Source organism: Arthrobacter sp. NPDC097144, from assembly GCF_044762205.1.
Taxonomy (GTDB): domain Bacteria; phylum Actinomycetota; class Actinomycetes; order Actinomycetales; family Micrococcaceae; genus Arthrobacter_B.
In genome coordinates this window covers 251,173-274,561 of record NZ_JBIWDW010000002.1, presented here as the reverse complement: position 1 = coordinate 274,561, position 23,389 = coordinate 251,173, and the positions used below count along the sequence as shown (strand labels likewise).

Here is a 23,389-nt window from a genome sequence, read left to right as displayed (position 1 = left end):
ATGACCGCACCAACGCGCCTTCGGCCCGCTGAAGTATCCGATTTGCCCTTCATCCTCCGCAAGGAACTCGAGTACATGAAGACCGTCGAGCCGGATGCGCATCAGGGGTGGCTGGCAGCCCTGGACCTGAACCTTGAGTTCTGGATAGAGTGCCTTCCCCGGACGCTGTTCTGTGTCGACGACGACGGGCGGCAGCTCGGGTATGCGATGTGGACTCTCGAGGGTGACAGTGCCACCCTGGCCTCGATCCATATCCTTGACAGCCATCGCCGCCGGGGGCTCGGGCGGTTGCTGCTGGAGGCATTCGAGCAAAGTGCTCACCCGACCGGAGCACGCGTGGCGAAGCTTGGTGTTCATCGGAACAACCAGGCCCGCCTCCTCTACGAGGCAGCGGGCTACGAAGCCACGGGCCGGGACGGCGACTATGTGCTGTTCAGCAAGGCGCTTGGAGATCCCCCGAACCTCTTACACGCGCATCCTTATTTCACCTCAGTGAAACGGGTGCCGAGCGGCTCGGACAGGGCTGAGAGGTCCATGGGTTCAGGATCTGCGGCACCGATCCCCACCTCGGAGTAGTCAACGACAAACCAGTTTTTACCCTCTGCGAAATAGACGGAACCAGCACTGCCCGCGGCGTCAGCCAGCACCGTGTAGGCCTCGTCCCGTGCACCTGATGAGTCAAAGTAAAAGATCTCCACGGTTTGAGTGCACTTCACCGCTTCAGCCGGCACCTGTCCGTCCGCGCCCATAACAGCAGCAGTGGGCGGCGGCGGGTCTGACTGGCACTCGAGCTGACCGGACACGGCCTGCCGGGCCTCTTCCAAGGAGCTGACGGAGGGCAAACCGTCAGCGGATGCCTCCTCGGCGCTGCAGGCCGAGCATGTTCCCAGCACCAGCATGAGAAAAGCGGCGGTTACAGCAACTCGGTTCTTTCGCGTCATTGCATCCCCCGTATGTTTTGCTGGTCATCATGGCACATCCGGTATCAGCTGAGAAGGACCCAGCCCACGGGCCCAATAGCGGAGTGCACCCCTCCGCGCATTGCGTTCATCCACTCCTGCACCTGGGCCGCTAAGGACGCGGCCATCCCCGCAGCATCGAAACCGGTAGATTGCCACATATGACATTGGAGGATGCCGCACCGGACCATAGCCAGCGCCCGTGGACCTTCGCCGCCGTGTGCGTCATGGTCGTCTCGGTGGCACTGCTGTTGTTCGGGCTGTCGCAGGTGCCGCCGCTCAGGCTGCTGCCCGGCTATGGAGCTGCCTACCTGATGATCGGGTTCTGCATCTTCGGGCCCGCCGGGAAGCTTCCGCCGCTGCGTCAGGCCCGGCGTCCCCGGCGCCTGCAGCTAAATGACCGGGGCGTCCGCTAGTCCTGTCCGGGTTCGGTGACGTGCTTCCGCTCTGAGGCCCAGGTGCGTGCCGGCAATGATGAGCGCTGCCCCGATCAAGCCCAGCAGTGCAAGGGACTCCCGGCCAAGGGTGATTCCTATGAGGACGGCCCAAATGGGTTCGGTTCCCATGAGCAGGCTGGCCCTGGATGCTGATGTTTGTTGGATGGCCCACGTCTGGACCAGGAACGCGAAGACACTGCACGCCAGCCCGAGGTAGAGCACGCCCATCCATTCATGTGCGTCGAAGCCCTGCACTGCCTTGAATACACCTCGATAATCTGCGGCGGTGTAGACGACGGCGCAGACCGCGCTTTGAGCTACGGTCAGGTTCAGGGCACTGTAACCGCGCCCCCGGGTGAGACCTGAGACTGCGGTGACGTGGATGGAGCGCACCACAGCTGCAGCGAGTACGAGCATGTCCCCCGGGCTGGGTGCGGCGAACCCGCTGCCGGAGACGAGCAGGCAGACCCCTACCACCGCGATGACGCCGGCAACGAATACCGTGCGCGGCACCTTCACCCGAAAGGCAATGCTCTCGGTGACGGGAGTGAAAACAATGACGAGGCTGATGATCAGTCCGGCGTTGGTGGCACTGGTGCCTGCAATCCCGTGGGTTTCGAGGATGAGCACTGCCGCCTGGGTAAAGCCCAGAACGACGCCGACCGCAGCTTCGCGGCGTGTCGTCCGGCGGCGGTTCCAGATCAGCCAGATCACCACCAGCGCAAGGGTGGTGATCAGGAAACGCAGCGAGAGAAGTACGGTCACGCCAACCGTCTCGGTGAGGGTTTTTGCTGCCAGATAGCTGCTGCCCCACACGATAGCGACCAGGAGCAGCAACAGGTCTACTTTGCGCGCAGCAAGAAGTGAGAAAACCCTGCGTCGTCGTTCGCCGCGTACGCTCGCTGCTGCATTAAGTATCAAAGAAGGCACCACTCGAGTCTCATATCAACCAATTCGTAAGACAAGAGGGCAAATTCTGAAATCTTGGTTTAGCTTATCCTTATGGATCTACATCAGCTGCGACTACTGAGGGAGCTGGGTGAGCGGGGCAGTCTCGCCGCCGTCGCCCGCGCATTCCACGTCTCTGCGTCAGCTGTGTCCCAGCAGCTCACAGCGCTGCAGCGTCGAGTGGAGGTTCCCCTGACCGAACGGCGGGGACGGAACCTGGTCCTCACGGATGCCGGTCAGGCCCTGGCTCAGGCGGCAGCGGAAATCAGCGTTGCCATGAGCTCCGCCGAGCAGGCCGTAGCCCGCTACCTGCAAGACCCCCGTGCCACCGTCAGCATTTCCGCGTTCAACAGCGCGGGTCTCACCTACTTCCGCCCCCTGCTGCAAACCTTGTCTGAAGAAGGAAACCCGCGGCTGATCTGCTACGACCGCGACGTGGGCCAGGAGGGCTTCCCTGCCCTCGCTGCCGACTATGACCTGGTCATCGCGCACCGCCTTCAGCACAGCGAACCCTGGCCGGAATCAATCAGCGTCCTTCCGCTGCTGCGGGAGCCCCTGGACGTTGCCATGTCGGACCGTCACCGGCTCGCCGGGGCACCAAGCGTCAGCGTCGCTGACCTTGTCGATGAAGACTGGGTGTCAGTCCAGGACGGTTTTCCGCTCATGCCGGCTTTGCAGGCTATTGCCGTTCACGCAGGGCGTCCCCTCAACATCACGCACCGGATCAATGAATTCTTCATCGCAGCCGCGATCGTGGCTGCCGGCCCTGCCATCGCGCTGATGCCCCGGCGCACCGCATCCCCGCCTCCAGGCAGCGGCGTGCTGCTCAAGCCAATCCACGATCTGCCGCTCGCCAGACACGTAGACCTCCTCTGTCGCCCGGAGACCCTCCACAGGACCGCGGTCCAGCAGGTTGTCACCGCTCTGAAACATATCGTGACCTCCACCTGAGCGTGGGTATCAAAGGTGCGCAGTTAGCTGGCTCACGGTGGTGTTGTTTGAGGATTATTTGCAGACACCATATTTCTGCATTGCATAAAGCCCTTTCCATTGCCGGTGAATGGCAGTAATGCTGCTCGTCGCCCAAGGCCCGGCCGGGTCAGCGCCTCCACTTTCCCTTGCCGCCTCCTCCCGGACGAGGAGCCCTCAGGAGCATTTGTGGTTTGCATCATATTTGCACCCATCCTTTTCAGGCGTGGTTCCGAAGCATGGATGTCCCCTTTGCGGGGGCACCCAGCATCACACGCCCCTGAATAAGGAGATTTTCCATGAATAAGTCACTTCGGCTTATGGCAGTTCCCACTCTGGCTTTGGCTGCCCTCGCCCTTTCGGGCTCCCCCGCCATGGCTCATGACGGTGCCGACCATTACCAGTCCACCCTGGGCCAGCTCAACGGCAGCACGGGCTCCGGAAACATCACTGTTGACGTTACGGGCAACCAGGCCCACGTTGTCTTGAACGTTTCGGGGATGCCCGAGACCTTCATGGATGCCCCCTATCCCCACGTCCAGCACATCCACGGCGGGTCCCAGGGCCTGTGCCCTGCACCTTCGGCAGACAAAGACGGCGACGGCGTCATCTCAACTACTGAAGGTGCTCCGTTCTACGGAGACATCCTCACCACCTTGTCCACCAGTGGTGACACCAGTCCCGCCGCCGGACTTGACCTCAAGGTCGGCGGGCAAGGCGGCGCCTACACGGTTGACCGCACCTTCGACATCGACGCCGCAACCAAGGCCTCTTTGGAGGAAGGCACTGCTGTCGTCGTCGTCCACGGTCTTGATCCGGCAACCCTGAGTCCCGCGGGCCAGGCAGCTATGAGCGATCTGGCTCCCACGCTTCCCCTGGCCGCCACGTCTCCAGCCCTGTGCGGGACGCTGACGGCGGGGCAGATGGAGATGCCCTCAGGCGGCGCTGACACCGGTGTCGCCCAGGAAACGGGTAGCGACGCCGGAGCTCTCGCCCTCGGCGGCGGCTTGGCCCTCGTAGCCCTCGCAGGCGGAGCCTATGTCATTCGCCGTCGCAGCAACGGCACAGCAGCCTAAGTCCGGGCTGACTGGCTCCATACGATGACCATCAAGAAGCCCGGACGCCGCGGAGGCCCTCTGGCATTCGCGGCGTCCGGGATTCTGCTCCTGCTGTCGCTGGCCGGATGCGCCTCCGGAACTGCCGACGTCGGACCCTCACCTTCTGCGCCGGCTTCGGCTTCTGCTTCTGCTTCTGCTTCGGCGGAAGCGGGCAGCACGTCCCCGCCGCAGGCCCCTTCCGTCCCGCCGTCTGTCACTCCGAGTGTCCCGGCGCAGGAACAATTTCCGGTACTGGGCGAGTCCGCTCCGGTAACCCTGAGTATTCCTTCAATCGGGGTCCGGACGGATCTTCTCCATCTTGGGCTGCGCGACAACGGTTCTTTGGAGGTCCCGGAGGACACCGGCAACGGGGCACCTGCGAGTTGGTACAACGGTTCCCCCACCCCGGGAGAGCGCGGCCCGTCCGTGATGTTGGGTCATGTGAATGCGCTCGGCGGGAATACGGGAGTCTTTGCAGATCTCAGAAAGCTCACGCCCGGAACTGAAATCGATGTTTATCGAGCCGACGGGAGCGTCGCAGTATTTACCGTGGAGCGCGGTGCCCTCTACAGCAAGAATGAATTCCCCACCCTTGAGGTTTACGGCAATACTCCGGGAGCCGAGCTGCGGCTTATTACTTGTGACGGCTATGACCCCGACACCGGACTCTTCGACGATAACTACGTCATCTACGCCACATTAAAAGCCTGACGACTAAACGCTTCCCTCTTTTGGAACGCGCAAAGCAGGCAGGAATGGACAGGAAAATGAACAATCGGTCCCTCGCGCTGCCATCCCTGGCCTTCGCATCATTGCTTCTCTTCGGCTGTGCGCCGGCTGCCGGAACCAACGGTGAAAATGCCCCCGCCGCAAGTTCGGCAACCGCCTCGGCTGCCGCTGACCCCGGACACGGGGACGGCCACCAGCATGGCTCCCCTTCCCTGGCATCCCCCACGATCGACGGTCCCAGTGACGCCGCACTGATGGTCTGCGGAGATCAGCCCATGGAAAGACTCACCTCCATATTGGACCTGGAGCAGGACCCGCACACCGTCGACGACTGGGTCGATGACACCTTCACCTGCACCTACCATCTGCAGGAGGGGGCACTGGAAATCTCCGTTCAGGAAGCCCCCGACCAGACGATGGCACTGACCTATTTTGAGGCGATGCAGGCTCTGGCCCGGGATGCCACACCCATCGAGGGCCTCGCCAACCTTGGATTCCCGGCCTATGAAACTGCCGACGGATCCGCTGTTTTCCAAAAAGACAGCTTCGTTCTCAAGGTCGATGCCTCAGGGCTGCCCGCCACTTTGGGGCCCGAGGGCATCACCAGGAACGCTTTGGCCTACCAGCTCTCCACGACCATTCTGGCCTGCTGGGTTGAACACCACTGACGTGGGAACTGCTGCAGAAGAAGGCAAAGTCCGTGATGCTCAAGGACAGTATGACGTCACGAATCCAGGGCAGTGTGACAAGGATCGCGCAAAATGAAAGACTCTCGGCTAGCCGTTCGCTGAAATGCGGACATCTGAGCAGTTGCTCGATGAATACCAGGAGTAAAACATGTCACCCACACCGAGCGATGCAGCGCTTGAGGAAATTACCAAACTGATCAATTTTGAAACAGTCAGCCGCGACAGCAACCTTCCGCTGATCGGCTATGTGGGTGAACGCCTCAATGCTCTGGGCATCAAATCACAGCTCATCCACGATGCGACTGGGCAAAAGGCAAATCTGCTGGCCACCATTCCCGCGGATGACGGCACGCGGACCGGCGGCATTGTGCTCTCCGGACACACCGATGTTGTTCCGGTCGACGGACAGGACTGGAGCTCCGATCCGTTCACCCCGCAGATCCGCGACGGCAAGCTTTATGCCCGGGGCGCCTGTGACATGAAAGCCTTTATTGGCGTGGTGATGACCAGGCTCGACTCTATGGTCGCGGCCAAACTCAGTGAACCCATCCACCTGGCCTTCTCCTATGATGAGGAAGTCGGCTGCATTGGAGCGGTTGATCTGGTAGCGGCCATCACTGCCGGCGGCTTGAAGCCGCGCGGTGCCATCGTCGGGGAGCCCACCTCCATGCGCGTGGTCCGGGGGCACAAATCGGTCAATGTCATCAAGGTGGATTTCCACGGTATTGCAGCACATTCCTCACTGACCACTCAGGGCGTCAATGCGATTGCCGCCGCCGCCGACTTTGCGGCATTTGTTGATGCCAAGGCCAAGGATTTCGCCGGCGCCGGTGCCTCTGATGAAGCCTTCATCGTCCCTTACACCACCACCACGGTAAACCAGATTCAGGGCGGCATCGCGGTTAACACCATCCCGGCATTATGCACGCTTCACTTTGAATTCCGTTCCATCGGTGCCGATGACCCGGTGGAGCTCATTGAGAACTTCCGTGCCGAGGCACAGCGCATTGAAGCCCTTATGAAGGACCAGAACCCCGAAGCGCGCGTCGAATTCACCGTGCTGGCCCAGACTCCCGGGCTCGATACCCCCGCCGAGGCCGCGATAGTCTCCCTGGCGGCTGAACTTGGCGGAACGCCGAGCCCGGACAAGGCAACCTACGGCACCGAGGCGGGGCTGTTCTTCAACGCGGGCATTCCCACGGTTGTCTGCGGTCCCGGCGACATTGCCCAGGCGCATGCACCTGATGAATTCATCGATCTGGAACAGATCGCCGCGTGCGAATCATTCATCGACAGCCTTGTGGAATCACTCACCGCATAATCTGCAGCCCTTACGCCCGCCAGGAGCACCTTATGAGCGCAACAGCAACAATTACCCCGAAACAGTTTCAAGACGCGAAGAAGGCGGTGATCAGCAGCTCGATTGGTGCCGCCCTTGAGTGGTTCGACATCATCGTCTACGCAACCTTCGCAACCGTCATTGCCAAAAACTTCTACCCGGATTCGGATCCTGCGTTCGCACTGATCCTCACTTTTGCCACCTTTGCCATTTCCTACCTCGTCCGCCCGCTGGGCGGCATGGTGCTGGGCAGCTACGCGGACCGCAAGGGACGCAAGAGTGCGCTGACGCTGACCTTGATGCTGATGATGGTCGGCACGCTGATCATGGCGGTGGCACCCACCTACGCAATGGTGGGCATGTGGGGCGGGGTCATTATCCTGCTCTCACGCCTCATCCAGGGTTTCTCCGCCGGCGGCGAATTTGGCACTGCGACAGCATTTCTGATTGAGACCGCACCGCATAAGAAGGCGTTCTATTCCTCCTGGCAGGTAGCAAGCCAGGGCGCCTCGATGGTGCTGGCCTCAGCCTTTGGCTTCGCACTGACCGAGGGGCTCTCCGAAGATGCGCTGAACAGCTGGGGCTGGCGTGTGCCGTTCTTCGTCGGCCTGCTCATTGGCCCGGTGGGACTCTATATCCGCGCCAGGCTCTCGGAAACCGAGGATTTCATTCACAGTGAAAAGGTTTCCTCTCCGGTGAAGACACTGATCGTCGATCATTATGGGCGCCTGCTTGCCGGTGCTGCCGTGATCGGTGTTGCGACCATTTCCGTCTACATGATTCTCTACATGCCGACCTTTGCCGTGACGAACCTGGAAATACCCGCAACCGCGGCATTCCTCGGCGGCGTGGTTGCCGGTCTTGTTACCCTCGTGGGCGTGCCCTTTGTCGGCCATCTGGCGGACCGGGTGGGACCCGCAAAGGTGATGACCTATGCCGCCGTAGGTGCCCTGCTCCTTGCTTGGCCGCTGTTCCAGCTCCTGGTCACCAACCCAACGGTTCCAACACTTGTGATCGTCATCGGCCTGCTTGGCGTGATTATGGCGTTCTACTTTGGACCGCTTCCTGCTTTGCTCTCCTCGCTGTTCCCGGCAGCAATTCGGGGAACCGGGCTGGCCATCACCTACAACGTCGGAGTGACGCTGCTGGGTGGTATTGCGCCGCTCGTGCTGACATGGCTGTTGGATATCACCGGGTCCCTGAGCGCACCGGGTTTTTACTACATGGCCATCGCCGTGATTTCCCTGGTCGGCTTGTTCTTCGTGCGAACGCGTTACAACCAGCCCTAAGGACTGAGCATCAAGGATTGGTTCACTTCCAATCCCCGGTAGGCCCCGCTTCTCTGTCAATTCGCAGCGAAGCGGGGCCTTCGCCGTTGGGGGGCCTGCTCAGTGAGGAACAATGGTCGCAATTCCCACCAGGAGGCAGAAGTTGCAAAGATTCTATGTTGCGTCGAGTTTCAGGAATATCGTCAACGTCCGGTACATCGCGCAAACCCTGGAAAGCAAGGGCTACGTCAACACCTACGACTGGACCCAGAACGCGTCTGCGCTCGATGGGAGTTCCGTCACCCTCGATAATCTGAGCTCCATCGGTCAACATGAGCTGGCGGCAGTGATTGGCGCCGACGTCGTCGTCGTCCTCCTTCCGGGCGGGAAGGGCACGCATGTCGAGCTTGGCATCGCGATCGCTCAAGGCAGAAGGATAATTCTGCATTCCCCGGCCGAAGTCATCAACAATCCCGGGACCACCAGCACGTTCTACCACCTCCCTGAAGTGGAGAAGTGCCACGGAACTCTAGAGGACCTGATCACCATGATCCTTGGCCGAGAAGTGAGCATAACCGCCGATTAACGCGGTTCGTATCACGGGAGGCTTCCTCATCCGCACCAGGATTTTCACCCGCCTGCTGTTTCCGAAGCATTCACCTCAACCCGGTTTAGCCGTGGTCCGTCTCAGCGGCGGTGATGGCTTTGTCCTTGAGCAGCGGCATCATCACCAACAGCGCGAGGGTGAGCAGTCCCATGACGCCGAACATGATGTGGAGACCGAACCATTGGGCCAGCACTCCCCCGGCTGCCGCCCCAAGGGGCATGGTTCCCCAAGCGAGAAGACGGTAGGCGCTGTTGACGCGGCCCAACAACCGGTTGGGGGCGATGCGCTGACGCAGCGAGACCGTAATGACATTCCAGAGCACAATCAGCATGCCGCCCACGAAGAGAACGAGCCCCAGAACATAAGCGTTACTGGTTAGTGCCGGTGCGCCCACGAACAGAGCGCAGCCAAGGACAGCGAGCGCCAGGGACTTTGACCGGCCCAGTTTCGCCTCCACTGACTCCGCAATGAATGACCCCGCGAAGGCACCGACAGCAGATGTCGTCAGAAGAACACTAAACCCGACTTCGGACAGCCCCATTTCTGAGCCGGGCCCCACGGCGAACAGAACGAGGACGGCGAAGGCCGCGCTGGACGTGAAGTTGACGACCCCGGTCATCACGGCGAGTGTGCGAAGAATCTTCTGATTCCAGAGAAACTTCAGTCCTTCCCCAATGTCGGACCGCAGCGTCGTCTTTTCGTCCCGTTCTATCCGGAAGCTGCCTAGCAGCAGGAGCAAACCGCCGACTGCTGCAAGCCACAGGGCTGCCGGAACGGCGAAGCCCGCCACCACGCCAATGCCCACCAGCAGCCCGCCCAATGGCGGTCCAATGAACTGATTGGCGGTGAGTTCGACGGCGTAGAGCCGCCCGTTGGCGCGTGACAGCTGATGTTTATGCACCACTTGGGGCAGGATCGATTGAGCTGAGGTGTCGTACAGGGTCTCCGCCACCCCCACCATCAAGGCGATGACGTACAGAGCCCAGATGGATCCGAGGTCAAGGAGGATCACCGCTATCAGCAAAGCGGGCAGGACGGCGCGGCTGAAGTTGGCCCACAGCATCAGCTTCCGCCGGTCCAATCGGTCTGCCAGTGCTCCGGCGGTCAACGCGAAGAGAAGCCACGGAAGGGTTGCGGCGACACTGAGCCCGGCGATTAGCGTCGGAGACTGCGTGAGCTGAATCGCCATCAGCGGCAGGGCGATCTTGAAGACCCCGTCCGCCAGATTGGACAGCCCCGATGAGGTCCACAGCTTCCAAAAGGAAGCACCGAGGGGCACCCCGTCCGTGGTTTTCGCCTGCTGGGCGCTATTCGTCATGGGCTGAACGATGACACAGTGATTTAGAAAATTCAAGGGGATTGATTTTAATAAACAGCACGTAGGATGGACCCATGACCGACTCGAAACAGCCGGACGCGAAACGGAAGAAGCCCGCTGCCAACGCTCAGGAAATCAAGGCGCTGGCTCATCCGCTGCGGCTGAGGATACTTCGCCTGTGCGGGCTGGACGAGCTGACGAACAAACAGCTGGCTGACCGCTTGGGACACGATCCGGGGACCGTTCTTTATCACGTGCGGCAGCTGCTCGCCGCGGGATTCCTTGAGCCCGCCGAGGTCCGCACAGGCGTCAGCGGCGCCTTGGAAAAGCCATACCGCTCGACAGGACGATCATGGAACCTGGATACGGCGCTGCATGATGCCGGCCCGGAGGGACCCTTCGCCCCGCTGGACGCGCTGCGGGAGGAATTGACCGAAGCCGGTCCGGGCGCACTCGCGAACCTTTCACGCTTCGTGCTGCATCTCTCCCCGCAAGACGCCGAGGAACTCGCCACCCGGGTCCACGCGGTGCTCAGCGACTACACGGACACCGACCGGCAGCGTTCCGGTCAGCCCTCGTACGGAGGCCTGTTCATTCTGCATAAGACAGCGGATCGAAGTGATGGCCACGGCGAAGTCGGGCCTGAACCGGTGCGCTGAGTTTCTGCACCTACGGGTGACGGGCGGGCACCGGGTCTGCTGGAGCGCTGGTCAGGCGTCTGGTCCTTTTGCGGAGGCAGCGGGGGGATCCGGTTCAGACGATCCGCCCGCTGCCCGGAGCTGCGCCCAATAGGCCAGCCGTTCGGCAATGGCCCGCTCGTATCCGCGTGCGGTGGGTTGGTAGAAAGTTTCCCTGGGCATGCCCTCGGGGAAATAGTTCGCGCCGGAGAATCCAGTGTCGGTGTCGGGGTCGTACTGGTATCCGTCGCCGTAACCGAGGTCTTTCATCAGCCGGGTCGGGGCATTCAGGATGTGCGCCGGCGGCATCAGCGACCCGGTTCGTTTCGCTGCGGCACGCGCCTTGTTGAATGCGCGGTACACCCCGATGGACTTCGGTGCGGTTGCGAGATAGACGACGGCCTGCGCGATGGCGAGTTCGCCTTCAGGCGAGCCGAGGCGTTCGTACACGTCCCAGGCTGCGAGGGCCTGTTGCACCGCCTGAGGGTCGGCCATGCCGATGTCTTCGTTTGCGAACCGGGTGATGCGGCGGGCGATAAACAGAGGATCCTCCCCGCCGTCGAGCATCCGCGCCAGCCAGTACAGTGCCGCGTCCGGGTCCGAGCCGCGCATGGCCTTATGCAGCGCGGAGATCAGGTTGTAGTGGCCTTCCTGCCCCTTGTCATACTGCGGTGCCCGTTTCTGCACCGCCGCAGCAAGCGCTGCAGCGTCCACGGGCCCCGGAAGGGCATGGACCTGCTCGATCATGTTCAGCAGATACCGGCCGTCACCGTCCGCCATCGCAACCAGCGCCTGCCGTGCATCATCCGTCAGCGGCAGCGGTGCGCCGAGGAGGTCCTCGGCGCGGGCGATGAGGGTCTCCAGTGCGCCGTCGTCGAGGCGTTTCAACACGAAGACCTGGGTCCGGGAAAGGAGCGCCCCGTTCAACTCAAAGCTCGGGTTCTCCGTCGTCGCGCCCACGAGGACAATGGTGCCGTCCTCGACATAAGGCAGGAACGAGTCCTGCTGGGCGCGGTTGAACCGGTGGATCTCATCGACGAACAGCATCGTGCCCTGACCGATCTCACGTCGGCGCTGCGCCGCGGAGAACACCTTCCGGAGGTCAGCCACGCCGGAGAAGGTAGCGGAGAGCGGTTCGAACGCGAGATCGGTCTGCTCTGCGAGGAGCCTGGCAATCGTGGTCTTCCCGCACCCCGGCGGACCCCACAACACCATCGATGCCAACCGGTGCGCCTCCACCATCCGGCCAATCGGAGCATCCGGTGCGAGCAGATGGTCCTGCCCGACGACGTCGCGCAGGGTGCGGGGACGAAGCCGGTCAGCCAGGGGCCGCGAGACGTCGTCGACGTCGAACAGGGATGGCGTGCGGTTCACGAGTGTTCCGCCTTACGGCCGCCGGCGAGGTCGTAGGACGTGTAGACCAGGTCCTCGACCAGCTCCGGGGTGATACCGGTGCCGGGACCAATGGAAATCCAGTGCCGTTTGTCCAGGTAATGCCCGGGCGTGATCGACTCATGGTCGCGGCGGAGTGCGTCCCCATAATGCGGGTCGGCTTTCACGGTGATGATCTGCAGATCAGGGTCGTCGTCGGTGATGATGAGGAAGACCTTGTCCCGCACCTTCCACACATCCAGATGCGGGGTAAACGGACGGCCGTGGCTCACATCGTCGAGCGACACCGCTGTTTCGCGGGCAATCTGCTGCAGCCGAGCCCCGGAGAGCGCCCATCGCTTGCCCTGCACGTTGAAGACCTCCTTGTCCGCCCTAAACCGCTGCTGCGGACTGGCCCCGGGAAACTGCCCTGACACGTACGAGTCTACGCATCAGGCTGGCACTAGAGTTCGCTCCATGATCATTTGGCTCAACGGCACCCACGGAGCGGGAAAGACAACAACGAGCGTGTTCCTGCAGCAAATGCTGCCCCACTCCCGCGTCCTCGACGCTGAGAAGGTCGGTGAGGTGCTGATGGACATCAAACCGGGACTTCCTGCCACCGACAACTTCCAGCACTGGGATCCGTGGCGGGCCCTCGTTGTCGAAACCGCTCGGCGCGTACTCGACTACACAGGAGGAACACTTGTGATGCCGATGACCGTCCTGGTCGAGCGTTACTGGCGGGAGATCAGCGGTGGCCTGGCAGAGCACGGCATACCGATCCAGCACTTCGTGCTCCACACCGACCAGGAGACGCTCCGTGACCGCATAGAGAATGACAAGGTTCTCGGCCCCTCGACATTCCGCTTCGCATACGTGGAGCCTTACGCCGAGGCGGCTAGTACCTGGCTGCACGATGCAGCCAAGGTCATCGACAACACGCACATCACCGCGAACCAGGCCGCACGGCAGATCGCGGATTCGGTGCTTGGCCACTGAGACCACTCGCGTCACGGAAGAAGGATTCCAGAGCTTCCATATCCGCAGCAGTCGCTTCCATGCGTGAGAACATCACAGAATGACCGACGACACTGCGCTTGAGCTGCCGCCCCTGCATGAGTCCCTGACCTGGCTGACCCCGCTTTCCGAGGAACGTGCCGCACACCTCGTGGCGTTCCTGTCCGACCCGGCACCGGCCGAGGTTCTGGACATGGGCTGCGGATGGGGCGAACTGCTGCTTCGGGTTTTGACGGCTGCCCCGCAGGCACACGGACGCGGAGTGGACAGTGCTCCCGCGTCCATCGACCGGGCCAGACAGCAGGCGTTGGCTCGCGGGTTGCTCAACAGGGCGACGTTTGATTCGACGCCCGGAGCAGAAGCCCAGAATCGCCCCGCAGACGCCGTCATCTGCATCGGCGCGAGCCAGATCTGGGGGCCGCCGGTAGAGGACGCGCAGCCGCTCGACTACGCCGCAGCTCTGCGCGCTCTTCGAGCGCTGGTGATCCCCGGCGGCCGACTCGTCTACGGCGAGGCGATCTGGTCAGCACCACCCCATCCGGCTGCTACCGCCCCTCTGGCTGGACGTGATGACGAGTACCTGAGCGCAGATGCATTGCGCGGGCAGATCCGCGCCGCTGGATTCGAGGTGGTGGAGGACGGCCTTGCAACCATTCAGGAGTGGGACGTCTTCGAGGCCGGATATCGCGACCGGTTTACCCGTTGGCTGGAAGCACATGATGCCGACCATCCCGACGCAGGGCAGGTCCGCCGGCAATATGAGGAACAGCGCGCTGCCTATGAAGAGGGCTACCGGGGCGTCCTCGGGATGGCGTATTTCTGCCTCCGGGGATAGGAGTCCACAGCAACTCACGTTCACTGCATCAGCATGACGGCGCTCGTAATCATGCCAAGGTGAGCAACACTGGATGGACTGCGACACTAGTGAGATGGCCGTCTATTTCGAGTGCACTACTCAAGCGTTCACATCCCAGTTAGAGCTGTTTGACCGTGCCCGAAGCATCGATGCGCACGTGAGTTCCATGGCCCAATCACGAGAGAAAGCTGTTGCGGGCGCCACTACGGGCTTGATTGCTCTGGGAGAACAGGTGACGTGGCGAGCTTGGCACTTCGGCATCCCGCTGCGCATGACAAGCCAAATCACCGAGATGGAAGCGCCGAACTACTTCGTGGATCAGCAAATCAAGGGTCCGTTCCGGCGATTTCGGCACGTTCACGAATTCAGTCAGGTCGCCGGAATGGCAACAATGACCGACCGGATCGAGTTCGAGGCACCCTTGGGCGCGCTGGGCCGAGTCGTTGAGAAGCTTGTACTCGCCCGGTATCTGAAGAAGCTCATCGAAACGAGGAACCGGTACCTCGTGGAAGAGCTTGCTCATCAGTAATTCCCGTCAGGCAACAATATGACCCCACCCCCGCCCGCGAGACCTGGGATGAGACTCCCGAGACGTTTCCCTGACTGGTCGTCGAGAATGGCACAATGACGCGATGCACACCGGGCGGAAGTGCTCTGGCTGGTGAATCGGGTGCGGATGCAGCGAGCCGGGAACTGCGGGAGGAATCGGGTCTACATGTGGAGCCATCCGCACTGACACCAATTGGCCGGTTCGTCGAGACATCAGCTCTTCTGGACTTCTACGTCGCGCGTGTGAGGTCGAATCTGCGGCTGGCTCTGCAGCGCAGCGAAGTCATAGCCGCCGAGTGGGTGATACCGGAGGTGGTCGAACAACGGCTGACTGCGGGCCTAATGGCAGATCCCTGGGTTGCCAGGCTGGACACGCTTTGGCCTTCGATCAAGCGCGCGCTGAGCGTTTCGCCCTGAGGGATCGCCTTATTGCACACGTTCAGTCGCGAAGTTTTAGGTGTAGATCAGCGGAAGTCGCCGACCTGGCTCACGACGGGAACGGTGCCCTCGACGACGACGTCGCCGGTGTGCTCGGTACTGACGGTTTCGATCAGTACGATCTCGACCTCCTCGTCCGCGATCGGATTGTGCTGAACCCCGCGGGGAACGACGTAGAACTGGCCAGGCGTGAGTACGACCTCCTCAGCATCGGGCAGCTGGATGCGTAACCGACCGGAGATGACGAGAAACATCTCGTCCTCCGCGTCGTGGGTGTGCCAGACCAGCTCACCGAGCAGCTTCGCGACCTTCACGTACTGATCGTTCACGCGCCCAATGACCCGTGGGGTCCAATGAGCATGGACCTGCCGGAGCTCAGCGGTGACATCGATTCCGTGGAGAGAAGTCATGGGTTCATCATCGGCCCAAGGACGCGCCTACAACGAATCGATCCCACCGACGGTAGATGCCTCGTTAATCTCTGGGGGTATGGATTGGCTATGTTCGAAATACGGCTGCGCGGGCCAGGCGGTTGAGGTTCCGGCGGTGAGATATTTGGGGTTTCACCTTCCATAGCGATATGTGGTCCTATGGACTCACGCCCCGCTAGGAAGGCCCGCTCATGCATCCGTCCCTTACTCCGCCGCGTCAGGTCGGAATCGATGACGCGGCATCCTTCGTCGGCATCACACCACATGCGATCAGTGACTACCACAAGACTGGCCTGCTCCCCGAGCCGGCGCGAGGCAGTGACGACCGCCGCCGATACGGCCACGAAGACATGATCCGGCTCTTGTGGATCCACAAGATGGTCGACGCCGGGATCGCCCCGGACGACATCCATGACGCCTTCGCTGACGCGGCTCCTGCCGGTTCCTCCAGCGGCCACGACGACGCGGTCGTGCAGTGCATGCGCACCCCGGAGGGAAAGATGGGTCTACTCTCTGACTTCGTCACCGATCGCCTCAAGGGCCTGCCCGAGGGCTTGCTGCGCCAGGCGGACGTGGACAACCTGCTGGTCATGGAACGGATCTTCGGCCCGCTCGGTGCGGCTGTCAATGCCGGCCGTTACATCGCCTTGGCCACCCACCCGGGTCTGCGGGAGGAATCCGACCGCGTTGATGCCGCCGAAGAGGCACTCGATGACACGGTCGCCGTCGACGATCCCCGCGTGGCACAGGTGGCTGCCAAACGGCATGCCCTCGAACTGGTGCTGGACGCCGTCGTTGAGGACTCCGGCCTGGCGCAGAGCGACGAAGCACTCTTCGACTCTTGGGGGGCATTACACCCAGTTACCGCAGCTGAAGGTGAGGACGGGGCGGGCCAGGACGCTGGCAGAGGGGAAAAGCGCGTGAGCCTCATCGAGGCCATTGGAATGATGCCCTACGACTACTCCCCGGCCCGACTGCGTTGCATGGAATTGGTCCAAGAACTCGCCGCCCACGAGTCAACCGCGTCCTAAGTAAGGTCTGTGTCCTGAGCCATGAAGCCGTTGTCCGGCGAGTCCTTCGAGGATCCCTGACCGGACGGAGGCTCAAGTCCGTTGAGGTATTGGTCGATGAGGCGCTGAGCCCGCTCGGATGTCATCCGGTCGGTCTCGGTTACCCTGGCGATGGCTAGGCCGTCGAGCAGCGCCATGAGCGTGGCGGCGTCATCCCGGGCGAGGTCCGGATTCCATTGCCGGAGCAGAGCTGTCAGGCCTTCTTCCATAAGGCGCCAGGATGCCTGATGGGCGCTGGCAACTGCACTGCTGGTTGTCGCCTTCGAGGCGTAGGACAACCAAATGACCGAAGCGGTGCGGGATTCGTCGTCCACCCCTCCGAGAATCCTGCACACCGCGCCCAGATTCTGCCGCGCTGATGCCTCCGGGTGCACTGCGGAGCCCACCCGTTCGATGAAGTTCCTGGAGACCTCGTTCATGGCCGCCATGATCAAATCGTCTTTCGTCTTATGGTGATGCTGAACAGCGCCAATCGAGAGGCCGGCGGCTGCAGCGACATTGCGGATCGTCACGTCTTCAAGGCCCCGCTCCACCAGAATGTCCTGCACAGCCGTAAGAATGCGCTGCGCGCCCGCCGAAGTCATGATTCGAGATTACTCCGAACCAAACCATACGTTCGTATTGTATGCTCGGGGGCATGACACGACTTCGTTGGGGCGCCGCGCTGTGGACTCTGTGCCTGCTGACCTTTCCGGCTCAGGTAATTGCGGCCGCGCAGTGGCCAAACCCGTACTCCTGGTCCTCAAATTTCATCAGCGATCTCGGCGTGACCGCTTGCAGGACGTTCGACGCCGGCACGCGCGTTGAGCGTTACATCTGCTCCCCCGGCCATCTGCTGGCCAACGGTTCCACGGTTGCCAACGGAGCCCTCATGGCTGTCGGAGCCATCCTTCTGTGGTCGGCCTGGCCTCGGCAGCGGACAGGGAAAGCCGCGATGTCATTCCTCGCAGCGGGCGGTGTACTTGTGATGCTGGTCGGCTTCCTGGCCTGGGATGTTTACCCGGGGACTCATGACGCTGTGGCCCTTGCCCAGGCCCTGATGCAGTGGATCGGAATGGCCTTCCTCGCCTACGCACTCAAAGGCAGCACGGCAGCACGATGGGCGTCAGCCCTGACCTTGGCGAGCCTCGCACTCTCAATCGCAGGCTTTGGTCTCTTCATCGATGCGATCAGTGGTGGTCCGGCGGTTTCACTGGGCCTCGGCGTTACCGAGCGCCTCGCCTTCGATACCCTCACCGTATGGGGCGCCGTGCTGGGCGTGATCCTGCTGATGACGACACTCGGACACCGGAGCACCATCTCAAACCAAGAAGCGATTCTTCGTTCCGCGCCGGCAACGTCCCAGGGTGCATAAGCCGACGATAAATCGGGCCCCCGGCGCCTCGGGCGGTGGAAAGAGGGTTACGACGGCGCGAAGACGAAGAGCGCTTCCTCTCTCCTATGCGGTAAGCACGTTGGCCGTGAGCCGCGCACCGACCCTATCCGTGATTCCCGGACGGGCATTGGCTTCGTGCACCACAATCCCCACCTTTTGTTTCCGGGCGGCCAGGTAGGCGGCAGCGCAACGCAGCCGCCAAAACCGACGACGACGTCGGCCTGCGCCGCGGCAGGGGCACGGACGGAATCAGCTCCAGCGGGTATCCACGGCCCGGGATCAGCCGGGTGTCCAGGCCTCGGACTGTGCCCAGCGCGGTGACCACCGCATCCGGCTCGAGCCTGCGAAATGGGTCGGCAACCGAAAGTGCGGGCTCGATGTGACCGGCGGAGTACCCGCCGGCCACTACTATCGAAACGCTCATCAGCAATCCTTTTCGCTGGAGAACTTTGCCTAGGCACCCTGTGCGGCAAGGGACCTGGGCGTCGTTCGAAACTCGTCTGATGGAAGCGGATCCGTAACGGGAAAATCGAAATAAGTGTCCGGATAGGGTTCGTTCTTCAGGGTGTAATGCCACCACTCGGAATCGTAGGAACTGAAGCCGCAGGCCTCCATGAGCGAACGCAGCGTGTGGCGGTTGCTGGTCTCGGCCCGGGTAATGCCGGGCGCTCCGTGATGCGAAATTTCATCCATCAAGTCGTGGCCGCCGCCCATGGGAACGAGGTCACCGGTAGCCAGGTCGTACAGGGTCAAATCGACGGTACTGCCCCGGCTGTGGCCGGACTTGGAGGCTACGTATCCTCTTTCGAGGATTTCCGCTCGGGAAACATTTGGATAGTGGCGGCGCTTAGTTGCGTCGTCCTCTGGTTTTTTCGACCAGTGCAGGAACGAATCCACGGCACGCTGCGGGCGGTAGCCGTCCCACAGCAGCAGCCCGAAACCGCGGGATGCAGCCCGCCGCCGCACGCTTTCCAGCGCTGAGCACAAAGCCCTGGTCCCGACAATCCGGTTGGCCAGATATCCCTCCACGGGTCTGCCGGTGAAGTTGTCCCATGTGGCGTATTTGGCATCCCACCGGATTCCGGGAACACACTCATCAACGAAAACGAAGTCAGCCTTCATCGTTTATCCCCTGCCAAGGCCGACGAAATGACCCGGTCAATGACTTCGGTCAGCGGCAGTCCTGCCGCCGCCATCATTCGCGGATAGCGACTGTATGAGGTCATCCCCGGCAAGGTGTTGACCTCGTTGAGAACCACGCTTCCGTCCTCCTTAAGGAACAGGTCCACTCGTGCCAGCCCGGTGCATCCCAGCGGTCGGTATACGGCCTTTGCGGTCGCTTGGACCAGTGCACGGGATTCCGGCGTGATGTCTGCGGGAACAATCGTCTTTGAGTTGTCCGAACCGCGTTCAGGCTCAGTTTCTTGGTGGATCCTGAAGAACCCGTGGGACAGGGCAATCCGATCCACCTCACCGGCCCTCAGTTCCATTTTGTCACCCAGGATGGCACATCCCACTTCACTGCCGACGACGGCCTCTTCGATGAGGACCTTCGAGTCATACTGCCGCGCTGTTTCCACAGCGCCGGGGTAGGTAAACCGGTCCGGATCAACGGTGCTTTGCGGCGGGACAACCCGGAACCCGGGCGTGGCAATCCCTGCGCTTCCGGCCACGGCATAGGCAAGGGACTTGTCCATGGACAGCGCGGAACTCTGGACGTCACATCCCACATAAGGGATGCCGGTGAGTTCCAGCAAACCCTGCATCGCGCCGTCCTCGCCATGCCTGCCGTGCAGGACGGGAAACACCACGTCCACGTCAATGGACTCGTACTTCCCCTGGTCCAAAACAAGCAGTCCCCGGAGACTTCGATCCGGGGACAATACAACAGCCTTGCCGTTGCCTTTCTCCCAGCCGGTATCCGGGCCGTCGCAGGACCTCCACTCGCCGCTCCGGGTAATTCCGAAATTTCAGACAATTGATGATTGATTGCTTTACGGTGTCGCGCAGTGCGTGGTCGGTGTAGTACGCGATGTGGGGGCTGACCAGCACGTTCGGCAGTTCCTGCAGCCGCAGCAGGTGTTTGTTTTCAACCGGTTTGTCGCGGTAGTCAGCGTAGAAAATCCCCTCTTCACCTTCGATAACATCCAGTGCCGCACCGCCGAGCCGGCCGCTTTCTATTTCTGCAAGAAGGGCATCAGTGTCAAGAAGGGAGCCGCGTCCGGTGTTGACAACGACGGCGCCGTCTTCAGCTGCTGGATCCGTCGGCGGTCCAGGAGGTGATGGGTGTCCGCGCTCAATGGCGTATGCAGCGTCACTATGTCGCTCAGCTGCAGCAGGTCATCCAGGGGAACGTAGGTTGCGGGTGTTTTCGGGCGCCTGTCATAGGCCAGTGTTTTGCATCCAAAACCACGGAGTCTTTCTACGACGGCGGTGCCGATTCGCCCTGTTCCCACTACTCCGACGGTCAGGTCCCGAAGCTCTTTCCCGCGTACGTTGCTCAACCGGTAATCGTGAAGATCGCTGCGCTGGATAGTGGGTTTGGCGTGCCTGATCGCCATGAGCATCAACATCAGGGTGTGATCAGCCACGCTATCCGGGGAATAGGCGACGTTGCCTATGCGAAGTCCGATGCGCTCGGCATAGTCCATGTCAATATGGTCGTATCCCACGCTTCTTCCCCAACCGGTGCGCTGGTAACAGTCGGCGTCACGCCCCAGGTTGGGCCCATCTCCCGGAACAGGGCTGTTTCGTCCTGCCCGCTGTCATAGACAGTGATGCCGAGTTGTTGGACAACGGCGCCTGCTGCGCCGGGGGCGGCCGCGAAAGATGAGGAAGGAGATGCAGGCAGGACGCCAGGTCGTGTTGCTGGCCGCGCCGGTTCGCTGTAGGTCATGCCTCCAGTCAAGCCAAGAGGTTGTTGCGGGCATGTATGCGGTTATTGATATACGGACCATATACTCGGCGCAAGGCGGGGTTATCTGCTTGCTGATGAGACAGGACAAGTCTTGGTGAGATGAGACGAAAGCAAGCGGCAAGACCAATTCGCTCCCAGTCCTAAAAGCCATTCCCTCCGCGTAACAGCCAAAGCGTTGACTTGGACGTCAGCCTCGTCGGCTCCCCCATTGGCTGTTCCTCACGCACCCAAAGGGCCGTTGCTGGTCAGGTCAATTGCCACGGGCATCGCCGTGGTCGGGAGTCCGCAGGAAGGTCAGGATGAAGAGTCCTGCAGCGAGTGCTGTGCACGCCGGTATCACGAGGTCGCTTAGCCCTACGGTGATAGTCGAACTTGTGTCGGGGTGAAGGATAAGGGCCCAGACCACGGCGACGGTCAGTGTCACCCCGAGAGCCGAAGCCCTGACGCCATGGCGGCTGCCGGCGAGAAGGTAGCCGACGACTCCTGCTATTCCTCCGATAAACACCCCCAAAACCGCACCTGCGGCCAGCGACGTCAGGGCAACGCCGAGGGTGACCTCGGGTGAGTCCGACGCCGAGTAGAAGAGCAGGTATTGAAGGGGACCGAGCACAGCGCCGGAAAGGGTAGCGACTGGAAGCAGCAGCAGTGCTCGGCGCGCACGTTTTTCCTCTACACGAGTTGACGTCATTCTCGATCCTAGGCCCTCGTGCCTAGGAACGTCCGCCCTGCTGCGCAGGCGTTCCCTGAAGCCATTCGGCGTGAACAGGTCCGACGGCTGTTCGACGGGACTACCCATGCAGATCTGCCGCCCCGGACACGGACAACGAGACGGGTTCTCCTGGCGTGGCCCATCACAGTCCCCGGTGTCGCTAATTCCATCGTTCTCGTATGTTTTGGTGCTCCCGTGGCCTCAGATCTGCCGTGTCGGCCGCAGCGTGAGTTCGGAGACGGACGCGTGGGCGGGCTGGGTGGCTGCGAAGAGCACGGCGCGGGCGACGTCGTCGGGGTGGGCGACGGCGCCCTGGGTCTTCATCGTCGCGTACCAGTCTCGGATGAATTGTTGATCTTTGCCGAATTCGGTGACGACGGCGCCCGGATAGATGGTGCAGAACCGGATATCGCGGCTGGCATATTCTTTGCGCCAGGCCTCCATGAGGCCCCGCACTGCGAATTTCGAACTGCTGTAGGCGGCAGCGCCGGGCTCGGCGGAAAGCCCGGCGGTCGAAGAGATAGTGACTACGTCAGCGACTTGGTTATCGCGGGCTGAGGCAAGCAGGTGTGGGAGTGCGGCGGAGGTGAGGTGCGCTACCGCGTTGACGTTGATCGCGAACAGTCGATCCCATTCAGCCGGCGGGACGCTCTCCGAGGGAGCATTCGCACCGTAGCCGGCAGCGTTGACGAGAACGTCGATGCGGCCGAAGGCGGCGAGGGTGTGCTGGACCGCCTGTGCTGCGGCTCCATCTGTAGTCAGGTCTAGCGGTAATGCGGTGATGGCGGCCGAATCGATGGTGAGGCTGTCGAGCTGATCTGCGCGGCGGGCGATTGCGACGACGTTAAAGCCGGCGGTTGCCAGGGCGGTGGCAGTCGCGCGGCCAATGCCGCTGGATGCGCCAGTAACGATCGCGGTGCGGGTGGTTGTGTTCGTGGTCATGCGGAGTTCTCCGTTGTTGTGGGGATGTCGGTGAAGACGATTTCCATGAGGGGGCTTCCGGTCATCCAGTCCTCGACGTGCTGTGGCTGGTGAACTATTGCGGGGTTGTGGGGTTGGTTGAAGTCGTCAACGATGTACTCGAAGATCGTCCGCTTCTGGCTGGGATCGGTGATTGGTACGGCGGTCGCTTGCAGGTCGGTCCGGATGCCGTGTTTGAGGTGGAAGACGAACTCGGGGTTCGCCAGCAGGTTGAAGTACCAGTCGCGGCGTGCCGGGGTGCTGCTGAGGTACCACCGCCCGTAGACGTGATGGAACCAGATCTCTATTCGGCGGGCTTTCCCGGACCGTGCGCCGGTCGTGGTGATATCGACGGTGCGCTGCCAGGCCGTCGAATCGCGGCTGATGTTCAGCGCTGCGAGGATTTCAGTGGTGCTGGCCACGGTTGCTCCTTGAGAGTGCCCGCACCGGGCTTCCGGGCAGAGCGAGGACGGAATAGATGGTTAGACGGTCAGGTCCATTCGGCTGCTTGAGCCTCCCGAGTTTCGTGTTCCATGGAAGCGGCAACATGTTGCGGTAGGTGGTGATCTCGCGGGTACATTGTCTTTATGAACAGCCTTCATGGCGTTCATCCTCAAAAAATACTAACTGGTTGGTAGTTAACATAGCCCTGACAT

28 protein-coding genes and 3 pseudogenes are annotated in these 23,389 nt (G+C 61.7%); 15 read left to right on the top strand and 16 right to left on the bottom strand.

All coding sequences use genetic code 11. The annotated features are described in order from the left end of the window. On the top strand, nt 1–576 hold the full coding sequence (locus ACIQXM_RS04970) for a GNAT family N-acetyltransferase (RefSeq protein ID WP_400928451.1): 576 nt from the start codon (nt 1–3) through the stop codon (nt 574–576). Here ACIQXM_RS04970 and ACIQXM_RS04965 read toward each other — a convergent pair. Then, entirely contained in the window at nt 480–941 is a 462-nt protein-coding gene (locus ACIQXM_RS04965; RefSeq protein WP_400928448.1) for a hypothetical protein, read from the bottom strand. The two genes, ACIQXM_RS04970 and ACIQXM_RS04965, sit on opposite strands and share 97 nt — an antisense overlap. Before the next feature lie 179 nt (nt 942–1,120). On the opposite strand from ACIQXM_RS04965, the gene ACIQXM_RS04960 reads away from it, so the two are divergent. Continuing rightward, nucleotides 1,121–1,375 (top strand): hypothetical protein, encoded by a 255-nt coding sequence (locus ACIQXM_RS04960; RefSeq protein ID WP_400928446.1) that lies wholly within the window; start codon nt 1,121–1,123, stop codon nt 1,373–1,375. Here ACIQXM_RS04960 and ACIQXM_RS04955 read toward each other — a convergent pair. After that, the gene (locus ACIQXM_RS04955; protein ID WP_400928443.1) at nt 1,352–2,233 is read right to left on the bottom strand and encodes a DMT family transporter; all 882 of its coding nucleotides are present in this window, start codon (nt 2,231–2,233) and stop codon (nt 1,352–1,354) included. The genes ACIQXM_RS04960 and ACIQXM_RS04955 overlap by 24 nt on opposite strands. A 165-nt stretch (nt 2,234–2,398) precedes the next feature. On the opposite strand from ACIQXM_RS04955, the gene ACIQXM_RS04950 reads away from it, so the two are divergent. The 7 genes from ACIQXM_RS04950 to ACIQXM_RS04920 all read left to right on the top strand — a co-directional run bounded on the left by ACIQXM_RS04950 (nt 2,399) and on the right by ACIQXM_RS04920 (nt 9,021). Then, a complete protein-coding gene (locus ACIQXM_RS04950; protein ID WP_400928440.1) occupies nt 2,399–3,295 on the top strand; it encodes a LysR family transcriptional regulator in 897 nt (298 codons plus the stop codon). A gap of 317 nt (nt 3,296–3,612) precedes the next feature. Beyond that, nucleotides 3,613–4,389 (top strand): hypothetical protein, encoded by a 777-nt coding sequence (locus tag ACIQXM_RS04945; protein WP_400928437.1) that lies wholly within the window; start codon nt 3,613–3,615, stop codon nt 4,387–4,389. 24 nt (nt 4,390–4,413) lie between these two features. Further along, nucleotides 4,414–5,121: a sortase domain-bontaining protein gene (locus ACIQXM_RS04940; RefSeq protein ID WP_400928435.1), complete on the top strand. Its 708-nt coding sequence runs from the start codon at nt 4,414–4,416 to the stop codon at nt 5,119–5,121. 56 nt (nt 5,122–5,177) lie between these two features. Then, a complete protein-coding gene (locus ACIQXM_RS04935) occupies nt 5,178–5,807 on the top strand; it encodes a hypothetical protein (RefSeq protein ID WP_400928432.1) in 630 nt (209 codons plus the stop codon). Nucleotides 5,808–5,976: 169 nt separating this feature from the next. Continuing rightward, a complete protein-coding gene (gene argE / locus ACIQXM_RS04930) occupies nt 5,977–7,149 on the top strand; it encodes an acetylornithine deacetylase (protein ID WP_400928430.1) in 1,173 nt (390 codons plus the stop codon). A 32-nt stretch (nt 7,150–7,181) separates the two neighbouring features. Then, nucleotides 7,182–8,456, top strand: coding sequence for an MFS transporter (locus ACIQXM_RS04925; protein ID WP_400928428.1), 1,275 nt, complete (start codon nt 7,182–7,184; stop codon nt 8,454–8,456). Between the two features lie 112 nt (nt 8,457–8,568). Further along, nucleotides 8,569–9,021 (top strand): hypothetical protein, encoded by a 453-nt coding sequence (locus tag ACIQXM_RS04920; RefSeq protein ID WP_400928425.1) that lies wholly within the window; start codon nt 8,569–8,571, stop codon nt 9,019–9,021. A gap of 85 nt (nt 9,022–9,106) precedes the next feature. Here ACIQXM_RS04920 and ACIQXM_RS04915 read toward each other — a convergent pair whose 3' ends face one another. Continuing rightward, entirely contained in the window at nt 9,107–10,360 is a 1,254-nt protein-coding gene (locus ACIQXM_RS04915) for an MFS transporter (RefSeq protein ID WP_400928422.1), read from the bottom strand. Nucleotides 10,361–10,434: 74 nt separating this feature from the next. On the opposite strand from ACIQXM_RS04915, the gene ACIQXM_RS04910 reads away from it, so the two are divergent. Next, nucleotides 10,435–11,019, top strand: a complete 585-nt coding sequence (locus ACIQXM_RS04910; protein ID WP_400928420.1) for an ArsR/SmtB family transcription factor — start codon at nt 10,435–10,437, stop codon at nt 11,017–11,019. A 51-nt stretch (nt 11,020–11,070) separates the two neighbouring features. On the opposite strand, the gene ACIQXM_RS04905 is transcribed toward ACIQXM_RS04910, so the two are convergent. Together ACIQXM_RS04905 and ACIQXM_RS04900 are read right to left on the bottom strand one after the other, a co-directional pair. Further along, on the bottom strand, nt 11,071–12,411 hold the full coding sequence (locus ACIQXM_RS04905) for a replication-associated recombination protein A (protein WP_400928417.1): 1,341 nt from the start codon (nt 12,409–12,411) through the stop codon (nt 11,071–11,073). Next, complete coding sequence (locus tag ACIQXM_RS04900) at nt 12,408–12,845, bottom strand: MmcQ/YjbR family DNA-binding protein (RefSeq protein ID WP_400928414.1); 438 nt, start codon at nt 12,843–12,845, stop codon at nt 12,408–12,410. Before ACIQXM_RS04900 ends, ACIQXM_RS04905 begins: the two co-directional genes overlap by 4 nt. Nucleotides 12,846–12,885: 40 nt before the next feature. On the opposite strand from ACIQXM_RS04900, the gene ACIQXM_RS04895 reads away from it, so the two are divergent. Next, nucleotides 12,886–13,410 (top strand): AAA family ATPase, encoded by a 525-nt coding sequence (locus tag ACIQXM_RS04895; RefSeq protein WP_400928411.1) that lies wholly within the window; start codon nt 12,886–12,888, stop codon nt 13,408–13,410. 79 nt (nt 13,411–13,489) lie between these two features. After that, the gene (locus ACIQXM_RS04890; RefSeq protein ID WP_400928408.1) at nt 13,490–14,263 is read left to right on the top strand and encodes an SAM-dependent methyltransferase; all 774 of its coding nucleotides are present in this window, start codon (nt 13,490–13,492) and stop codon (nt 14,261–14,263) included. A gap of 196 nt (nt 14,264–14,459) precedes the next feature. Here ACIQXM_RS04890 and ACIQXM_RS04885 read toward each other — a convergent pair whose 3' ends face one another. Next, entirely contained in the window at nt 14,460–14,807 is a 348-nt protein-coding gene (locus tag ACIQXM_RS04885; protein ID WP_400928405.1) for a hypothetical protein, read from the bottom strand. A gap of 101 nt (nt 14,808–14,908) precedes the next feature. Here ACIQXM_RS04885 and ACIQXM_RS04880 point away from each other — a divergent pair, with 101 nt between their 5' ends. Then, complete coding sequence (locus ACIQXM_RS04880; protein ID WP_400928402.1) at nt 14,909–15,250, top strand: NUDIX domain-containing protein; 342 nt, start codon at nt 14,909–14,911, stop codon at nt 15,248–15,250. 47 nt (nt 15,251–15,297) lie between these two features. Here the strand turns inward: ACIQXM_RS04880 and ACIQXM_RS04875 are convergent, their stop codons facing one another. Then, on the bottom strand, nt 15,298–15,681 hold the full coding sequence (locus ACIQXM_RS04875; RefSeq protein WP_400928399.1) for a cupin domain-containing protein: 384 nt from the start codon (nt 15,679–15,681) through the stop codon (nt 15,298–15,300). Between the two features lie 212 nt (nt 15,682–15,893). Here ACIQXM_RS04875 and ACIQXM_RS04870 point away from each other — a divergent pair, with 212 nt between their 5' ends. Further along, nucleotides 15,894–16,733 carry a MerR family transcriptional regulator gene (locus ACIQXM_RS04870; RefSeq protein ID WP_400928396.1) on the top strand — a complete coding sequence of 280 codons (840 nt, stop codon included), beginning with the start codon at nt 15,894–15,896 and terminating at the stop codon, nt 16,731–16,733. Here ACIQXM_RS04870 and ACIQXM_RS04865 read toward each other — a convergent pair. Beyond that, the gene (locus ACIQXM_RS04865) at nt 16,730–17,356 is read right to left on the bottom strand and encodes a TetR/AcrR family transcriptional regulator (protein ID WP_400928394.1); all 627 of its coding nucleotides are present in this window, start codon (nt 17,354–17,356) and stop codon (nt 16,730–16,732) included. The genes ACIQXM_RS04870 and ACIQXM_RS04865 overlap by 4 nt on opposite strands. Before the next feature lie 53 nt (nt 17,357–17,409). Between ACIQXM_RS04865 and ACIQXM_RS04860 the strand changes: the two genes are divergently transcribed. Next, entirely contained in the window at nt 17,410–18,126 is a 717-nt protein-coding gene (locus tag ACIQXM_RS04860) for a DUF998 domain-containing protein (RefSeq protein ID WP_400928391.1), read from the top strand. 84 nt (nt 18,127–18,210) lie between these two features. Here ACIQXM_RS04860 and ACIQXM_RS04855 read toward each other — a convergent pair whose 3' ends face one another. From ACIQXM_RS04855 to ACIQXM_RS04820, 8 genes and pseudogenes are all read right to left on the bottom strand, one after another. Next, nucleotides 18,211–18,288 carry a hypothetical protein gene (locus tag ACIQXM_RS04855; RefSeq protein ID WP_400929509.1) on the bottom strand — a complete coding sequence of 26 codons (78 nt, stop codon included), beginning with the start codon at nt 18,286–18,288 and terminating at the stop codon, nt 18,211–18,213. Nucleotides 18,289–18,427: 139 nt separating this feature from the next. Next, a pseudogene (locus tag ACIQXM_RS04850) lies at nt 18,428–18,571 on the bottom strand (UDP-N-acetylglucosamine--N-acetylmuramyl-(pentapeptide) pyrophosphoryl-undecaprenol N-acetylglucosamine transferase); the annotation flags it as partial. A 29-nt stretch (nt 18,572–18,600) separates the two neighbouring features. Beyond that, nucleotides 18,601–19,269 (bottom strand): D-Ala-D-Ala dipeptidase VanX, encoded by a 669-nt coding sequence (gene vanX, locus ACIQXM_RS04845; RefSeq protein WP_400928388.1) that lies wholly within the window; start codon nt 19,267–19,269, stop codon nt 18,601–18,603. After that, a pseudogene (locus ACIQXM_RS04840) lies at nt 19,266–20,111 on the bottom strand (D-alanine--(R)-lactate ligase); the annotation flags it as partial. The gene vanX and the pseudogene ACIQXM_RS04840, both read right to left, overlap by 4 nt. 1 nt (nt 20,112) lies before the next feature. After that, nucleotides 20,113–21,043: pseudogene (locus tag ACIQXM_RS04835) on the bottom strand (NAD(P)-dependent oxidoreductase); the annotation flags it as partial. A 271-nt stretch (nt 21,044–21,314) separates the two neighbouring features. Beyond that, nucleotides 21,315–21,752, bottom strand: coding sequence for a hypothetical protein (locus ACIQXM_RS04830; protein ID WP_400928386.1), 438 nt, complete (start codon nt 21,750–21,752; stop codon nt 21,315–21,317). Nucleotides 21,753–21,974: 222 nt separating this feature from the next. Next, nucleotides 21,975–22,715: an SDR family oxidoreductase gene (locus ACIQXM_RS04825; RefSeq protein ID WP_400928383.1), complete on the bottom strand. Its 741-nt coding sequence runs from the start codon at nt 22,713–22,715 to the stop codon at nt 21,975–21,977. After that, complete coding sequence (locus ACIQXM_RS04820) at nt 22,712–23,155, bottom strand: nitroreductase/quinone reductase family protein (RefSeq protein WP_400928380.1); 444 nt, start codon at nt 23,153–23,155, stop codon at nt 22,712–22,714. The genes ACIQXM_RS04825 and ACIQXM_RS04820 overlap by 4 nt, the downstream gene beginning before the upstream one ends. Between the last annotated feature and the right edge of the window lie 234 nt (nt 23,156–23,389).

Excerpts from the sequence above, each read along its gene's own strand:
- ACIQXM_RS04970 (WP_400928451.1), top strand. The coding sequence starts at position 1 with ATGACCGCACCAACGCGCCTTCGGCCCGCTGAAGTATCCGATTTGCCC.
- ACIQXM_RS04965 (WP_400928448.1), bottom strand. The coding sequence starts at position 941 with ATGACGCGAAAGAACCGAGTTGCTGTAACCGCCGCTTTTCTCATGCTG.
- ACIQXM_RS04960 (WP_400928446.1), top strand. The coding sequence starts at position 1,121 with ATGACATTGGAGGATGCCGCACCGGACCATAGCCAGCGCCCGTGGACC.
- ACIQXM_RS04950 (WP_400928440.1), top strand. The coding sequence starts at position 2,399 with ATGGATCTACATCAGCTGCGACTACTGAGGGAGCTGGGTGAGCGGGGC.
- ACIQXM_RS04945 (WP_400928437.1), top strand. The coding sequence starts at position 3,613 with ATGAATAAGTCACTTCGGCTTATGGCAGTTCCCACTCTGGCTTTGGCT.
- ACIQXM_RS04940 (WP_400928435.1), top strand. The coding sequence starts at position 4,414 with ATGACCATCAAGAAGCCCGGACGCCGCGGAGGCCCTCTGGCATTCGCG.
- ACIQXM_RS04935 (WP_400928432.1), top strand. The coding sequence starts at position 5,178 with ATGAACAATCGGTCCCTCGCGCTGCCATCCCTGGCCTTCGCATCATTG.
- argE (WP_400928430.1), top strand. The coding sequence starts at position 5,977 with ATGTCACCCACACCGAGCGATGCAGCGCTTGAGGAAATTACCAAACTG.
- ACIQXM_RS04925 (WP_400928428.1), top strand. The coding sequence starts at position 7,182 with ATGAGCGCAACAGCAACAATTACCCCGAAACAGTTTCAAGACGCGAAG.
- ACIQXM_RS04920 (WP_400928425.1), top strand. The coding sequence starts at position 8,569 with ATGGTCGCAATTCCCACCAGGAGGCAGAAGTTGCAAAGATTCTATGTT.
- ACIQXM_RS04915 (WP_400928422.1), bottom strand. The coding sequence starts at position 10,360 with ATGACGAATAGCGCCCAGCAGGCGAAAACCACGGACGGGGTGCCCCTC.
- ACIQXM_RS04910 (WP_400928420.1), top strand. The coding sequence starts at position 10,435 with ATGACCGACTCGAAACAGCCGGACGCGAAACGGAAGAAGCCCGCTGCC.
- ACIQXM_RS04895 (WP_400928411.1), top strand. The coding sequence starts at position 12,886 with ATGATCATTTGGCTCAACGGCACCCACGGAGCGGGAAAGACAACAACG.
- ACIQXM_RS04890 (WP_400928408.1), top strand. The coding sequence starts at position 13,490 with ATGACCGACGACACTGCGCTTGAGCTGCCGCCCCTGCATGAGTCCCTG.
- ACIQXM_RS04885 (WP_400928405.1), bottom strand. The coding sequence starts at position 14,807 with ATGAGCAAGCTCTTCCACGAGGTACCGGTTCCTCGTTTCGATGAGCTT.
- ACIQXM_RS04880 (WP_400928402.1), top strand. The coding sequence starts at position 14,909 with ATGACGCGATGCACACCGGGCGGAAGTGCTCTGGCTGGTGAATCGGGT.
- ACIQXM_RS04875 (WP_400928399.1), bottom strand. The coding sequence starts at position 15,681 with ATGACTTCTCTCCACGGAATCGATGTCACCGCTGAGCTCCGGCAGGTC.
- ACIQXM_RS04870 (WP_400928396.1), top strand. The coding sequence starts at position 15,894 with ATGCATCCGTCCCTTACTCCGCCGCGTCAGGTCGGAATCGATGACGCG.
- ACIQXM_RS04865 (WP_400928394.1), bottom strand. The coding sequence starts at position 17,356 with ATGACTTCGGCGGGCGCGCAGCGCATTCTTACGGCTGTGCAGGACATT.
- ACIQXM_RS04860 (WP_400928391.1), top strand. The coding sequence starts at position 17,410 with ATGACACGACTTCGTTGGGGCGCCGCGCTGTGGACTCTGTGCCTGCTG.
- vanX (WP_400928388.1), bottom strand. The coding sequence starts at position 19,269 with ATGAAGGCTGACTTCGTTTTCGTTGATGAGTGTGTTCCCGGAATCCGG.
- ACIQXM_RS04830 (WP_400928386.1), bottom strand. The coding sequence starts at position 21,752 with ATGACGTCAACTCGTGTAGAGGAAAAACGTGCGCGCCGAGCACTGCTG.
- ACIQXM_RS04825 (WP_400928383.1), bottom strand. The coding sequence starts at position 22,715 with ATGACCACGAACACAACCACCCGCACCGCGATCGTTACTGGCGCATCC.